Source organism: Bradyrhizobium sp. cf659, assembly GCF_900113725.1.
Classification (GTDB): domain Bacteria; phylum Pseudomonadota; class Alphaproteobacteria; order Rhizobiales; family Xanthobacteraceae; genus Bradyrhizobium.
This window is the reverse complement of the sequence record NZ_FOQJ01000001.1, coordinates 520,925-535,165: the sequence shown is the minus strand read 5'-3', so window position 1 is coordinate 535,165 and position 14,241 is coordinate 520,925. Positions and strand designations below refer to the sequence as shown.

11 protein-coding genes and 1 tRNA gene are annotated in these 14,241 nt (G+C 63.9%); 3 read left to right on the top strand and 9 right to left on the bottom strand.

Translation table 11 applies throughout. The features are described 5' to 3' along the window. The first annotated feature begins 1,288 nt into the window (after positions 1 to 1,288). The gene (locus BM118_RS39890) at positions 1,289 to 1,513 is read left to right on the top strand and encodes a hypothetical protein (RefSeq protein WP_143099402.1); all 225 of its coding nucleotides are present in this window, start codon (positions 1,289 to 1,291) and stop codon (positions 1,511 to 1,513) included. A 334-nt stretch (positions 1,514 to 1,847) separates the two neighbouring features. Here BM118_RS39890 and BM118_RS02610 read toward each other — a convergent pair. From BM118_RS02610 to BM118_RS42135, 5 genes are all read right to left on the bottom strand, one after another. Then, positions 1,848 to 1,937, bottom strand: a tRNA-Ser gene (locus BM118_RS02610). 321 nt (positions 1,938 to 2,258) lie between these two features. Next, entirely contained in the window at positions 2,259 to 2,582 is a 324-nt protein-coding gene (locus BM118_RS02605; protein ID WP_092181826.1) for a hypothetical protein, read from the bottom strand. A 221-nt stretch (positions 2,583 to 2,803) separates the two neighbouring features. Continuing rightward, complete coding sequence (gene ilvD, locus BM118_RS02600) at positions 2,804 to 4,654, bottom strand: dihydroxy-acid dehydratase (RefSeq protein ID WP_092181823.1); 1,851 nt, start codon at positions 4,652 to 4,654, stop codon at positions 2,804 to 2,806. A 198-nt stretch (positions 4,655 to 4,852) separates the two neighbouring features. Beyond that, positions 4,853 to 5,722 carry a VOC family protein gene (locus tag BM118_RS02595; protein WP_143099401.1) on the bottom strand — a complete coding sequence of 290 codons (870 nt, stop codon included), beginning with the start codon at positions 5,720 to 5,722 and terminating at the stop codon, positions 4,853 to 4,855. 888 nt (positions 5,723 to 6,610) lie between these two features. After that, on the bottom strand, positions 6,611 to 6,976 hold the full coding sequence (locus BM118_RS42135) for a hypothetical protein (protein ID WP_244550038.1): 366 nt from the start codon (positions 6,974 to 6,976) through the stop codon (positions 6,611 to 6,613). Between BM118_RS42135 and BM118_RS02590 the strand changes: the two genes are divergently transcribed. Both BM118_RS02590 and BM118_RS02585 read left to right on the top strand, forming a co-directional pair. After that, a complete protein-coding gene (locus BM118_RS02590) occupies positions 6,953 to 8,860 on the top strand; it encodes a TOMM precursor leader peptide-binding protein (protein WP_244550037.1) in 1,908 nt (635 codons plus the stop codon). The genes BM118_RS42135 and BM118_RS02590 overlap by 24 nt on opposite strands. A gap of 95 nt (positions 8,861 to 8,955) precedes the next feature. Further along, the gene (locus BM118_RS02585) at positions 8,956 to 10,332 is read left to right on the top strand and encodes a SagB/ThcOx family dehydrogenase (RefSeq protein ID WP_177234127.1); all 1,377 of its coding nucleotides are present in this window, start codon (positions 8,956 to 8,958) and stop codon (positions 10,330 to 10,332) included. 47 nt (positions 10,333 to 10,379) lie between these two features. Here the strand turns inward: BM118_RS02585 and BM118_RS02580 are convergent, their stop codons facing one another. The 4 genes from BM118_RS02580 to BM118_RS02565 are packed head-to-tail and all read right to left on the bottom strand — an operon-like array spanning position 10,380 to position 14,240. Then, positions 10,380 to 11,342 (bottom strand): ABC transporter permease, encoded by a 963-nt coding sequence (locus BM118_RS02580; protein ID WP_092181815.1) that lies wholly within the window; start codon positions 11,340 to 11,342, stop codon positions 10,380 to 10,382. Then, positions 11,339 to 12,268, bottom strand: a complete 930-nt coding sequence (locus BM118_RS02575; protein ID WP_177233962.1) for an ABC transporter permease — start codon at positions 12,266 to 12,268, stop codon at positions 11,339 to 11,341. Before BM118_RS02575 ends, BM118_RS02580 begins: the two co-directional genes overlap by 4 nt. Next, complete coding sequence (locus BM118_RS02570; RefSeq protein WP_092181809.1) at positions 12,268 to 13,260, bottom strand: ABC transporter ATP-binding protein; 993 nt, start codon at positions 13,258 to 13,260, stop codon at positions 12,268 to 12,270. Before BM118_RS02570 ends, BM118_RS02575 begins: the two co-directional genes overlap by 1 nt. Continuing rightward, positions 13,257 to 14,240: an ABC transporter ATP-binding protein gene (locus BM118_RS02565; RefSeq protein ID WP_092181806.1), complete on the bottom strand. Its 984-nt coding sequence runs from the start codon at positions 14,238 to 14,240 to the stop codon at positions 13,257 to 13,259. The genes BM118_RS02570 and BM118_RS02565 overlap by 4 nt, the downstream gene beginning before the upstream one ends. Position 14,241 lies beyond the last annotated feature (1 nt).

The window sequence follows — 14,241 nt, the reverse complement described above, 5'->3', positions numbered from 1 at the left end:
GGATTTTAGTCACCGAGGCTCGCCAGCGGGGTGCCGCTCCCAAGAGGCAAATCCCTCATCTTCGCATTGCTCTTCGACGTCGTAGCCGCTCACGTGCCACGGCCGGCAGCTGCGCAAAGATAATCTGACCGGCATTGAAGCGCTCGACCCCGCGCAGCTCTTGCGCGAGCCGAGCGGAAGCGCTGCCGCAAATCTCTCAATGGTCATGTGTGTGTTGCTCGCTGGCGCGTCGGCGCGCGCGAGTCGGTGTGACGGTCGAGACAGAGGCCGCCCGATGGGCGGCCCTGTCATGCCGAACAGGAAACACGTCAGCGAGATCTGGAGCAGCGCAAATTCTTTCGTCCCCCGTGAGGGTCGTCAGAGGCTTCGCAGGAACCTACTAGCTCGCCTCCAACGGATATCATGATCATTGAGCGACCATAACTCTTCAGGGATCTCGTGAAGCATTGAATTTCGTCTGGCCGCGGCGGCCTCCCATTTTTGCGCATCTCGGCTGCCGCGCGATCCACGACGGCGGAGGGACAGGTGTTCGCCGTGTATGCAGCAGCCGGTAGCACGGCAGGGCCAAGCACCATCGGCGCCAAAACGCTTGTCCAGAATGCTTGACGCCTCACGGTGTTGCCCTCGGCCCCTTCTGAACAGATTAGATCGCTACAAGGTCGGCGGCGCACTGAAATGCATCATTGAGTCTCTGCATTTCTTCTTTGGTTACTTGCTGAATATGCTCGTTCATGTGAGCGGACCTTGTCCGGGCTGCAAGCCATCGCAGTCCTTTTGTGCGCTGCCTGCTCGGCAAAGTGTGCACGTAGATGGTAAACGCGATAAAGCCCCGCCGCCCAAGCGCCGCTGCGCTGCCGGTCGCGGAGGTATGCATCAGTCGTCCCAGACGCGCTTGCCGCAGCGGCATTCGAACATGCGAGTAATGGCTCCGCTTTCAGAGTCCACCACCGCTCGTACAAGCTTCATTTTCTTGCCGCAGATGCGGCAGGTTCTGATTGAGTTGTCCTCGACAACGCAAATCTTCTCAGCACGAAATATTTCCATAAGTCGCGCCCCCGTCCCAGGTGACCTAGTGGAGATTACAAACCTACTGAAGCAGGGAAAATGGAAGAACTGGATGCTACGCCCCGCGAGAAGTTTGCGACTGTACACGGAGCAAATCAAGACGCGCCGGCTATCCCGACGATCCTTTTGGGGTACCTCTTTAGGGTGGCCCGAGGGCCGGAACGGAGCGATCCGGTAATCAGAGCTTGGTCTTAATGTAATCCCTATGCAAAACGGTTGGTCGTTGGGCACCATCGAACAGAACGGTGATGCCGGTTGTACGATGGCCTATGGCGACAACGACGCCAACCTTGTCAGCCAGGTCTGGGCAACGAATTTTTCCGATTTCGCTGAGCTTGAAACGCGCGCCGACAGCAATCCTATCCATTTTCAAATCCATGGTTGCCTCGCAAAGAGACCGATCGCAATGAAACAGAGTGGTAGCAAAGCTCTTCAAAAATACCGGTGATTGTGGCGACTCATTGTTTCAGGACTATTTCGTAATTCGAGAACTATGCTGCGTCGCAGCCAGGTGCCTGGAACAACAATTGGTGACCGCCGTCTTTGGTTCCTAGCCGGCCCCGGCTGACCGCCGCTGCCTGGATAAGGCCGCCTCAGTTGGCGGGAAGATTGAAAGCAACCTCGGCAAGCTGCCCGCACTGTCCGGTGGTCTAGGCCATCGAGCGGGGGGCTGCCGCGCCAGCCCCGCACCAAAACAAGGTAAAAACGTGCCAGGCGCAGGGTCCGCGCTTGCGTCCTGTTCGACACGAAAAGACGGGATTAGGACGGAAATGGACTAGCAGTGGCGGAAGGGGTGGGATTCGAACCCACGGTACCCTTGCGGGCACGCCGGTTTTCAAGACCGGTGCCTTAAACCACTCGGCCACCCTTCCAAACCCGGAATTGCTGTCGCTTAACGCAGTCGACGGCGCATGGCAACGCGAAGTTGGGCCCCTCGAAGCAAGCCTGCCCCCTCGCCTGGCCGATCTGTCAGGCGAGCGTCAGCCTGGTCCTCTAACCTGGCAACAGGCTCGGCGGCCGACAGGCGCCGTCGACTCAGCAATCCCGGACACTGGCGACATCTCCCAGGGCGTCGCTGGTTGCGAGGCCCGGTTGGAGTCGTCTCCATGTCCGGGCCTCGTTTGCTGGCGCGCAAAAGAAAACGCGGCGCCCCATGGGAGCGCCGCGCGAAATTCGCTGATTGTTGCGCTGGCTCAGTAGCCGCAGGACGCGCAGCCCATCTGCACCGGGGCGTAGTAGGAATAGCCGGGCGAGACCATCTCGACGCGCTGGCGCGTGGCGTATTGCGGCGGGATGCGCTCGTACTGGACGCTGGGCGGGGCGACCATCACGGTCTGCGGCACCATCACGGTGCGGTACTGCGCCGGCGAGCGGTGCGCGACCACGGAGCCCGGCGACACCATCACGGTCTCGTCGACGGTGCGGTATTGCGGAGCGACGTACTGCTGCTGATAGCAGGTCGTGCACGGCGGCGGCGTGTAGCAATTGTAGCAGCCGGCGGAGGCAGCGCCCGTCATCGAAATCGCGGCGACGACCGTTGAGAAAACGACAGCAAGAGTACGAGACATTATTGTGGTGCCCCAGTTGCCCGAAATGGATTTGCGAAGGTCGCCGCAGTATACGCCGCAAAATCCTGCGCTGCCGAACTTCGTGGAGGCATCCTTAATGCGAACGGCCGGCTTACGCCGGCCGCTAAGGACTCGTTGACCATGCACGCGAGGCGCGAACGGTGCAGCGCTCAGTTCGAACGCCGCTTCACCTCGCGCACCGCACCGCGCGCGGCGCTGGTGGTGAGCGCAGCATAGGCCTGGAGCGCGGTGGAGACGTTGCGCTTGCGGCCCGTCGCCTGCCAGGCCGCGTCACCCTTCGCCTCTTCCGCCGCGCGCCGCTTGGCGAGCTCCTCGTCGGAAACCTCCAGGGTGATGCTGCGGTTCGGAATGTCGATCGCGATGCGGTCGCCGGTCCGCACCAGACCGATGTTGCCGCCTTCGGCGGCTTCCGGCGACAAATGTCCGATCGACAGGCCGGACGAGCCGCCCGAGAAGCGTCCGTCGGTGACGAGCGCGCAGGCTTTGCCGAGGCCCATCGATTTCAGATAGCTCGTCGGATACAGCATTTCCTGCATGCCGGGGCCGCCACGCGGACCTTCGTAAATGATGACCACGACCTCACCGGCGACGACCTTGCCGCCCAGGATGCCGTCGACGGCCGCGTCCTGGCTCTCGAACACGCGTGCCGGGCCGGAGAATTTCAGGATCGAGGCATCGACGCCGGCGGTCTTCACGATGCAGCCGTCCTGCGCGAGGTTGCCGTAGAGCACGGCAAGACCGCCATCCTTGCTGAAGGCGTGCTCGAAATCGCGCACGACGCCCTTCTCGCGATCGGCATCGAGTTCGTCGTAGCGGCGCTCCTGGCTGAAGGCAACTTGCGTCGGGATGCCGCCGGGCGAAGCGCGAAAGAAGGTGCGCACCGCCTCGCTCTTGGTGCGCTTGATGTCCCAGCGCTCCAGCGCGTCGGCCATCGTCGGCGCATGCACGGTCGAAACCGACGTGTCGATCAGGCCGGCGCGATCGAGCTCGCCCAGAATCCCCATGATGCCACCGGCGCGGTGCACGTCCTCGACATGCACGTCGGCGACCGACGGTGCGACCTTGCACAGCACGGGCACGCGGCGCGACAGCCGGTCGATGTCACGCATGGTGAACGCGACCTGCCCTTCATGGGCAGCGGCGAGCAGATGCAACACCGTGTTGGTCGAGCCGCCCATCGCGATGTCGAGCGTCATCGCGTTCTCGAACGCCTTGAAATTGGCGACGTTGCGCGGCGCCACCGAGGCGTCGTCCTGCTCGTAGTAACGGCGGACGAGATCGACGATGGTGTGGCCGGCCTCGACGAACAGGCGCTTGCGGTCGGCATGGGTCGCGACCACCGAGCCGTTGCCGGGCAGCGCGAGGCCGAGCGCCTCGGTCAGGCAGTTCATCGAATTGGCCGTGAACATGCCCGAGCAGGAGCCGCAGGTCGGGCACGCCGAGCGCTCGATCACCTTGACGTCCTCGTCGCTGACCTTGGAGTCGGCCGCGGCGACCATGGCGTCGATGAGGTCGACGGCCTTGGTCTTGCCCTGGAGCTTGACCTTGCCGGCCTCCATCGGGCCGCCCGAGACGAACACGGCGGGGATGTTGAGCCGCAGCGCCGCCATCAGCATGCCGGGCGTGATCTTGTCGCAATTGGAGATGCAGACGAGGCCGTCGGCGCAATGGGCGTTGGCCATGTACTCGACGCTGTCGGCGATCAGCTCGCGCGACGGCAGGCTGTAGAGCATGCCGTCATGGCCCATGGCGATGCCGTCGTCGACCGCGATGGTGTTGAATTCCTTGGCGACGCCGCCGGCCTGCTCGATCTCGCGGGCGACGAGCTGGCCGAGGTCCTTGAGGTGGACGTGGCCGGGCACGAACTGGGTGAAGGAATTGACGACCGCGATGATCGGCTTGCCGAAATCCGCATCCTTCATGCCCGTCGCGCGCCAGAGGCCGCGGGCACCCGCCATGTTGCGGCCGTGGGTGGTGGTGCGGGAGCGATAGGCTGGCATGGCGGTTTCCGTCCTCGGTTTGGCTGGCCGGGCGGGAAAATGGAAGCCGCCTCAGGCCTTTCCGGCCGGATAGCGCACGGGGTGGGTTGGTGCAACGGGAACTTGGCTTGGACAGGGCCGGATCGGCCTTTCGCAGGCCTCCCCTGCTCCCGACGCGGGCTACTGCAAGGTCGCGTCAGCGCCGGACAGACGCTGTAGCTAGCGCTTCGGCTTGGGCAGCACAATTCTACCCTGGGAGGCAATGCCACCCCACTTGGCGGACCAGCCGATTTCCGAGCCCGAGGATGGCTCAATGCTTGTCTGACCTCGTGCGCCTTGCAATGCAAACAGGGCGCCCTGGGGATCGACACATCGTGCGATCCAGCAGCCATCGGGCAATTCGATCGGACCCTGGAGGATCCGGCCTCCGCCAGCATTCACATGTTTCGTGGCAGCACCGATGTCGTCGACATTGAAGTAATGCAGCCAGCTCGGCTGCGCTACGCTCGGAAGTTTCGTGAGCATTCCGCCGACCGTCTGCCCACCCGCCGAAAACAGTTGATACCAGGCCGCTGGCTCGCTTTGAGCGTCGGCCTTCTGCCAACCGAATAATTCTCTGTAGAAATCGAAGATCACGGTCCGGTCGGCGGCCAGTAACTCATGCCAGCCTACGCGCCCCGGCTCGTCCGGCCGGCCCGGTTTCCGTCGGCCATATGCTGGTTCTTTGATCAGCCCGAACGTCGCCTCCTGCGGATCGGCAACGACTGCTATGCGGCCAATATTGGTGTCGGTCGGCGGCACAAGGACCGTGCCTCCAAGACGCCTGATCTGCGCTGCGGTTGCGTCCAGGTCGTCGACGGCGACGTATCCCATCCATCTCGGCGTCGCCCCCAATCTCCGCCCCTCTTCCGGGATATCCATAAGTCCGCCCAGCGGAGCGCCGCCGCTACGAAGCACCATGTAAGGCAGTTCCGGGGTCGATTCATCCTTCACGCCCCAGCCGACGGCCTTGCGATAAAATGCGCCCGCCGCCGCGACATCCGTGGTCAGGAGTTCATACCAAGCGAAACGCCCTGATCGATCTGCCACGCCGATCTCCGTTCAAGATTCGATGCGCTTGCGGCACTGCACCAAGCTGCACGCGCACCGAGAGCGTGGATCGTTGACGCGGTGTGTCAACTGGCCGTGCCGATTGCCGTTCATGAAGATGAATACATCCTGAACTTGCGGCGCCGCGCTTTTGTGCGCGTAATTGTTGCTCGCGTTATTTCCTGGGCGTAGACTTACCGCGGCTGGGATACTTCTTGCAATGCTCGGAGGTTTGACCATGCGGCAGGCGAAGAAGACTTCCAAAGGGAAGAAGCGAGTAACCAAAGTCGCCGTTCCAGCGTTCGGAGCCGCAGGGTTGACGTTCTCGCTGGCGGGAGGCGCATCGGCGTCCGCCGTGCCGCCACCCGACGCACAACAATTGCCGCACTTTGGAACGGGTCTGGCAATCACGCTCGATGAAGAGGAAATGGCTGACGTCTGCCTAGCCACCTTCCATCTCTTCGACAAGGAAAACGCCGGTAGCCGCGTGCAGCTGGCATGGCGCGGATGCGGCGGCTGCCGCGGCTGCAGAGGCTGTCGGGCTTGCCGTAGTTGCCGATGTGGCGTCGGTTGCCGATGTGCAGGTTGTGCAGTTGGTGTGGTGGGATGCGCCGTATCATGCGCGGGTTGCTGCGCATCGTGGGGCCGCTGCCGCTGGTGCTAGGCCTCGGCGCGTTCCGAATGTCAAACTCACGGGTTGATAGGTCATTGGCCGGCCTCAGGAAAGGGTCCGGCCAATTGCTTGATTTCGCTACGACGCTTGCATCGGCGGCTTGCGGGTGACAGCCCAATTCGTTTCAATTCTCTGGGAAAATGCCGGCGCGCGGGCGCGACGATCCGTCTTGCGCCGGGAATCTAGCGTAACGGCAACAGGATCAGCGTGCTGACTCAATGACTGCAACTCGCAAGACCCGCGTTGCGCGGCAGACCCGCCAAGACACTCTCCGATTTGCACCGAACTTCACCGCTTACGTATTGCCTCCCGATGCGGTTTGTCTCTATTCCGAGAACCGCAAATTCTTCCTGCACGGCGAACTCTACTGCGCCCTCGCCACCGCGATCGGGCAACACGGCAAGGCCAGGCCGGAGATCATTCGCCAGCTTTCGAAGCACTTTCCGGCCGACAAGATCGAGGAAGCGATCAAGCGGCTGCTCGATCGCCGATATGTCGTTGCGCGGACCCCGAAAGCGTTCGACGACGCCGTCGGCGGTTTCCTGGCAAGCCTCGGCATGCCCTTGGAGATCGCGGAACAAAATCTTCGTAATTGCCCCGTCCAGGTCGAGTCGATTGATGTCAAAGGCGCCAACGAGCTGACCGCGGCGTTGAGCAAGCTCGGCGTTCAAATCGCCAAGCGAGCGCCGAAGTTCACGATCACGCTGGCGAACGACTATCTCGACCGGCGACTTGCTGAACTGAACCAGGAACGTGTGGCCGGCAAGACGCCCTGGTTGCTGGTACAGCCATCCGGCCCGTTTCCGCTGGTCGGGCCCGTGTTCAAACCGGGCGAGAGCGCCTGCTGGACCTGCCTGTTCGATCGCATGATCCGCAACCGGGAGATTAAGGGGTTTCTTGACCGGGGACCGGCGCGTGCGGTTGCCACATCGCCGCTCGTCAGAGAAAGCGTCGGCCAGACTGGAATCCATTTTGCGGCCGTCGAGATCGCCAAGGCAATTGCCTCGGATTTTCGCACCGATTTGTGTGATCACATCGCAAGCTTCGACCTGACCGGCGCCGCCATCGCCAAGCACTACGTGACGCGACGTCCGCAATGTCCGACCTGCGGCAACAGGAAGCTGAACAACCCGCGCCGATCTCCGGCCCTGGTCGAGATTGCCGAGGGCAAGAGGCTCGTCATGACCAGCGGTGGATATCGCACCGTGACGTCGCGGTCGACGGTGTCGCGCTTCCGCAAGCATGTGAGCCCACTGACAGGGGTGGTGACCAGGCTCGAACGAATCGACGTCGACCTGCCGATGAACACCAACTACTTCGCCCAGCACAATTTCTCCGCGCCGGCCCACAGCATCGACCAGCTCAGATCCGGATTGAGCGGGGGCAGCTTTGGCAAGGGCTCGACCGCCGAGCAGGGCGAAGCCAGCGCGCTGATGGAATCGATCGAACGCTATTCGGGCATTTTCCAGGGCGATGAGATCAGGACGACGCGTCGATTTGCTGATTTCGCGCCTGGCGACGCGCTTCTTCCCAACGATATCCAGCTCTTCAGCGAAACGCAGTTCAAGAACAGGTTTTTCCAGCAACCGGACGATCCCCATCCGGTTCCCGAGCCGTTCGATCCCTCGACGAAGACCGAGTGGTCGCCGGTCTCATCGCTGCGCGACAAACGCTTCAAATATCTGCCGACGGGACTCCTGTACTTCTTCTATGGCGGCTTTCATACGGATTCCAACGGCTGTGCGGCCGGCAACACCCGCGACGAAGCAATTGTCCAGGGCTTCCTCGAACTGATCGAGCGCGATGCCTACGCGATCTGGTGGTACAACCGGGTGCAGCGCGCTGAGGTCGACCTCGAGCAGTTCGACGATTTCTATGTCCGGGATCTCCAGACTCAATTTGCGGAAGCCGGGCGCAAGCTGTGGGTGCTCGATATCACCACTGACCTCGGCATTCCGACTTACGTGGCGATCATGCACTGGATGCAGGATGGACACGAAAATATCGAGTTCGGCTCCGGCGCGCATTTCGACCGCCGCATAGCCCTGCTGCGCTCCCTCACCGAGCTGACCCAATTCATGTCCGTTAGCATGATGGGCGGTGCGAGCGACGAGAAGCCGACCCTCGACGGTGTCACACCGTTGCGTCTGGAAGACTACCCGTTCCTGACACCGAGCGATCGCCCTATCGTCCCCCCAGCGCCGAGCCTCAAGCTTCACGACAATACGCGGGACCAGGTCATCGCCTGCATCGAGATCGCAGCCCGTGCGGGCTACGATTTCCTCGTCCTCGACCAGACGCGACCCGACGTCGAGGTTCCGGTCGTCAGAGTGCTCGTTCCCGGCTTGCGTCATTTTTATCGCCGCTTCGCACCGGGCCGCCTTTACGATGTGCCGGTGAAGCTCGGATTGTTGGACCGGCCGCGACCGGAAAGCGATCTGACTTCATTCCTCCCACACACCTGAAGGGCTGCTCTTTCGTGCGCGCTCCCGGGAAAAAGCCGACCAGGAAGATCGCGCCGGACATTGCTGCCCGATTGAGCCATCGTTTCTCCCTCCAGATGCAGCCGGACGGAAACATCGCCGCCTCTCTGGGCGACTATTCCGTCAACCTCGGACAATTCAGCGCGGCTGCGATGGACCGGGCGCGACATCTGAGCACTGGTCTTTCGCTCGCTTCGTTTGCTGGCAAGAGCATCCTCGCCAGGGAAATCGACGCCCTGGTGCATCGCTTGGCCCGGCAGGGGCTTCTGGAATACCGCCTCTCCTCTTCGCGTAACACGCAGGACTTCGTGGTCATCGAGCCCCAGGTCCCCGAATACTGGCCGCGGCGCGCGAAACTGGGCAGCCGTGACACCGTTGCGTTGTCGCGCTTTGCCTATCTGCGTCGTCGCGGCAATGAGATGGTGCTGGAATCGCCACGCGCCGGCGCGCTGTTCCGGATTGGTGATCCCGCCATCGCCGCCACCCTTGCTGCGCTGTCGCAGCCTCGGAAGGTCGGCAAGCTCAACCAGAAGATAGCTTCCTCCACCCTCCATCTGCTCGAACTGTTGCTGGACAGCCAGATCCTGCTCAAGCTCGATGCGAAAGACGGACAAGGCCTGCGGGTGAACGAAGGCGACGGCAACTTCGTACTCTGGGATTTCCACGATCTGGTGTTTCACACGCGGAGCACGGAGGGTCGGCAAGCCAATCCGGTCGGCGCCGCCTTCACCTATGCCGGCGTCGTTCCGCCGTCGCCGGCGGTGCGTCCGCCCTGGGCCGGCAGCAAGATTGACCTGCGCAAATTCTCCTCCGCGGAGCCGAACTCTCTCTTCCCGAAGCTGTTGCGCGAACGCCATTCAACACGGGATTTCGACGACAGGAATCCGGTCACGCTCGGCGAACTCGCGCAGTTTCTCGACACCACCGCGCGCGTCGTGTCCGAATGGAAGAGCGAGCCGTATTTCGAGGGCGGTTCCGACGTCACCTACAGCACAAGGCCTTATCCGTCGGCGGGCAGCGCGTACGAGCTAGAATTGTACCTTACCGTCGCGAACTGCGACGGGCTTGCGCGCGGACTCTACCACTACGATGCAGGCAGCCACGCGCTAGTCGCGATCAGCGCTTCCCCCCAACAACTCCAGGCGCATTTGGCGGCTGCCCAGTTCGCCATGGACGCGCCGGGTCAGCCACAAATCCTCATCACGATCGCGGCGCGTTTTGGGCGGGTCTCCTGGAAATACAGCTCAATCGCATATTCGTTGATCCTGAAGGATGTCGGCAGCCTGATTCAGACGCTTTACCTGGCGGCGACCGATATGGGCCTCGGCGGCTGCGCCATTGGCAGCACCAACATCGATCTGTTCGCAAAGATGACGGAGTTGGAATTCCATATCGAGGGCCCGGTCGGTCAATTCGCGCTCGGGCGCGGCAAAAAACCGGAGGTCCAAGGCTAGAAGCGGGTGTCCGACGGCAAATCGGCGCACGCCTCAAGCCAGTCGCGCTATTGCAGGGTCGGATCGAGCCGGTCGCGCAGCCAGTCGCCGATCACGGAGACCGCCAGCGTGGTCACGACGATGGTGGTCGCCGGCGCCAGCATGATCCAGGGCGCCCGGGTCAAATATTCCCGGCCATAGCCGACCATGTTGCCGAGGCTGGTCATCGGCGGCTGCACGCCGAGGCCGAGGAAGGACAGGCCCGATTCCATCAGGATCACCTCGGGGAAGACCAGCGTCGTCGACACGATCAGCGTCGAGGCGATGTTGGGCAGGATGTGCCGGAGGTAGATCCGCGACGGCGTCGCCCCGAGCTGGCGGACCGCGGCGGCATAGCCTTGCGCATTGGCGGAGATCGCCAGTCCCCGCGCGATGCGGGCATAGCGCTCCCAGCCAAAAAATCCCATCAGGCCGATCAGCAGCGGCAGCGAATTGCCGAAGAAGGCGAGCACGGCAAGCGCCATGATCAGGAAGGGCATGCTGGCCTGGAAGTCCGACAGCATCAGCACGAGCTGCTCGACGAACCCGCGAAAATGTGCGGCGAGAAAGCCGAGCGCGGTGCCGACGATCGCCGAGATCGCGGTGGCGCCGAACGCGATCAGCAGCGAGATGCGGATCGAGACGAGCAGCCGCGACAGCACGTCGCGCCCGAGCTCGTCGGTGCCGAGCCAGTGCGCGACATTGCCGGGCGCAGCCAGACGATTGCGCAGGTCGAGCTGGGTGAAGCCATACGGCGCGATCTTCTCGGCGAGGGCGGCGATCATCAGCATCGCGACGATCCAGCCGACCGCAAGCGCGACAGACAGCGGGATCGCCGGCAGGCCGATGCGGCGGCGGACGCTAGAGCCCTTTCCGTTCCGATGAAATCGGAACGGGGCTCTAGATTCTAATTTTGACGCGTTTTCTTTACGCGAACCGGTATCCACTTCGCTTGAAAACGCTTCGGTGTCCTTCAGCGTCGCGTCGGTCATGCATGCGCTCCCTTGGCGCGCAGCCGCGGATCGAGGAAGCCGTACAGAAAGTCGACGACCAGGTTGGACGTGACCATGGTCAGCGCGACCAGCAGCAGGATGCATTGCACGACGGCGAGGTCGCGGTTGGCGACGGCGACGACGAGCAGGCGCCCTACCCCCGGCCACGAAAACACGCTCTCGACCACGACGGCGCCCGCGATCAGCGTTCCCACCATGAAGCCGAGAATGGTCACCGTCGGGATCGCCGCGTTCGGCAGCGCATGCGAGGTCACCACCTTGCGCCACGGCACGCCCTTTGCGGACGCCGTACGGATATAGGGCTGGCCCAGCACCTCCAGCATCGCGCTGCGGGTGAAGCGCGCCAGCACCGCTGCGCCGCCGAGGCTCAGCGTCGCGATCGGAAGGATCGCGTGGCGCCAGCTGTCCTGTCCGCCCGAGGGCAGCCATCCCAGCTGCACGGCGAAGACGAGCACCAGGAGCAGCGCGAGCACGAAGCTCGGCACGGTAAAGCCGGCGACCGCCGTCATCATCACGGCACGGTCGATTCCCGAGCCGCGATGCAGCGCGGCGTAGATGCCGGCGGGAATGCCGAGCGCGACCTTGAAGAAGAAGGCCGGCAGCGTCAGCGCCAACGTCGCCGGAATTCGCTCCAGCACGAGCTGGATCGCGGGCCGTCCGTCGCGCATGGAGCGCCCGAGCTCGCCTTGTGCGATGGCGCTGAAGTAATCGAGATACTGGAACCAGATGGGATCATCGAGGCCCCAGGCCTTGCGGAAGGCCGCGATGACCTCCGGTGGCGCTTCCGGTCCCAGGATCATCAACGCGGGATCGCCTGATAGCCGCAGCACGACGAAGGCGAAGGTGACGACCAGGACGATCGTCAGGGCCGCGCGTCCGATCCGGATGGCCAGATAACGCCCCATCACGCGGCGTCCCGTGTTTCGACCTGCGGACCCGTCACCAGATGGCACGCGACCTGCCTGTTGCCGCCGACGGCCGATAGAACCGGCACTTCGCTCGCACAGCGCGCGATCGCGCGCGGGCAACGCGGATGGAAGGCGCAACCCCGGGGGCGCGCGGCCGGGTTCGGTGGATCGCCGGCCAGCACGATGCGGCCCGCGCTGCGACGGCCCGGCGCCGGCGAGGCCGAGACCAGTGCCTGCGTATAGGGATGCTCCGGCCGCGCGAACAGGTCGTCGGCGCTGCCGATCTCGACGATGCGGCCGAGATACATCACGGCGACGATATTGCTGATCTGCCTGACAACGCGCAGGTCGTGGCTGATAAAGAGCAGCGTGAGACCAAGCTGAGCCTGAAGATCGGCGAGCAAATTCACCACCTGCGCCTGGATCGAGACATCGAGCGCGCTGACCGGCTCGTCGCAGACGAGGAAATCGGGTTTTGTCGCCAGCGCCCGCGCCAGCACGATGCGCTGGCGTTGTCCGCCGGAGAGTGCGCCCGGATAGCGCTCGCCATGCGCGGGCGTCAGCTCGACTGCCCGCAGCAACTCGCGGACACGTTCCTCGCGTTCGGCGGGCTCACCTACCCCATGAATGTCCAGAGGTTCCCGGATCTGGGCCGCGACCGGCAGCCGCCGGTCGAGCGCACCCAGCGGGTCCTGGAAGATCATCTGCATGCGCGCGCGTTGTGCACGCCAGGCAGCCGTCCCGGGTGCGGCCATCGGCTTGCCGTCGAACCGCACCTCGCCGCCATCGGGCGGCTCGAGGCCGAGCACGATGCGACCCGTGGTGGATTTGCCCGAGCCGGACTCGCCGACGAGACCCAGCGTTTCGCCCTTGGGGATGGCCAGCGACACGCCGTCGACGGCATGGACGGCCGTGCTCCGGCCAAACATCCCGGAGCGCATGGCATAGCTGCGCGAGATCGCGGCCACCTCGACGAGCGGCGCGCTCATTCGGCAGCGATCCCGAGCAGCGCGCGGCGCGAGGCCTCGGCGCGGATGCACGCGACCGCACGGTCGTTCGCGATCGGCGCCAGGCTCGGCGCGGCGAGGCCACACGGCTCAGCCGCCAACGCACAGCGCGGCGCGAACGCGCAGCCATCAGGCATATTCGCGGGATCGGGCACCGTGCCGGGAATCGCGGTGAGACGGCGCCGCGGTCCGTCGAGCGGCGGCAGTGCGCCGATCAGGCCCTGCGCATAGGGATGCACGGGATCGGCGAAGAGCTGGTTGGCCGGCGCCTCCTCGATGATGCGGCCGGCATACATCACCGCGACGCGGTCGCAATTCTCGGCCACGACGCCGAGGTCATGGCTGATCAGGACCATCGCCATGCTCATCTCGCGGCGGATCGACGAGAGCAGCTCCAGGATCTGGGCCTGAATGGTGGCGTCGAGCGCGGTGGTCGGCTCGTCCGCAATCAGCAAATCGGGATTTCCGGCGAGCGCCATCGCGATCATGATGCGCTGGACCTGACCGCCGGAGAATTCGTGCGGATAAGCCGACAGCCGCCGGCCTGCGTCGGGAATGCCAACGAGATCGAGCAGCCGCCGCGCTTCGGCTTTCACCGCTTCTCCGGAGAGATCGCGATGCAGCGCCAGCGCCTCGCACAGCTGCTTGCGGATCGTCAGCACCGGGTTGAGCGCGCTGGCCGGATCCTGGAAGATCATGGCGACCCGCCCGCCCCTGACCTGATCGAGCGTGGCGGCGCGCGCGCCCAGGATTTCACGTCCGTCGAGCCGCACCGAGCCCGAGACCCGCGCATGCCGCGGCAGCAGGCCCAGCGCGGCAAGCCACGTCACCGACTTGCCGGAGCCGGACTCGCCGACGAGGCCGAGGGCCTCGCCCTTCCCCAGGGCGAGATCGACGCCACGCAGCACCGGCACGCCGTTGAAGGCGACGCTCAGGCCTTCAATGCTGACCAGCGGCGACACC

Coding starts and splice junctions, on each gene's coding strand:
- BM118_RS02605 (WP_092181826.1), bottom strand. CDS start 2,582: ATGACGGGCGCTGCCTCCGCCGGCTGCTACAATTGCTACACGCCGCCG.
- ilvD (WP_092181823.1), bottom strand. CDS start 4,654: ATGCCAGCCTATCGCTCCCGCACCACCACCCACGGCCGCAACATGGCG.
- BM118_RS02590 (WP_244550037.1), top strand. CDS start 6,953: ATGCCCTTGGAGATCGCGGAACAAAATCTTCGTAATTGCCCCGTCCAG.
- BM118_RS02585 (WP_177234127.1), top strand. CDS start 8,956: ATGCAGCCGGACGGAAACATCGCCGCCTCTCTGGGCGACTATTCCGTC.
- BM118_RS02580 (WP_092181815.1), bottom strand. CDS start 11,342: ATGACCGACGCGACGCTGAAGGACACCGAAGCGTTTTCAAGCGAAGTG.
- BM118_RS02575 (WP_177233962.1), bottom strand. CDS start 12,268: ATGGGGCGTTATCTGGCCATCCGGATCGGACGCGCGGCCCTGACGATC.
- BM118_RS02570 (WP_092181809.1), bottom strand. CDS start 13,260: ATGAGCGCGCCGCTCGTCGAGGTGGCCGCGATCTCGCGCAGCTATGCC.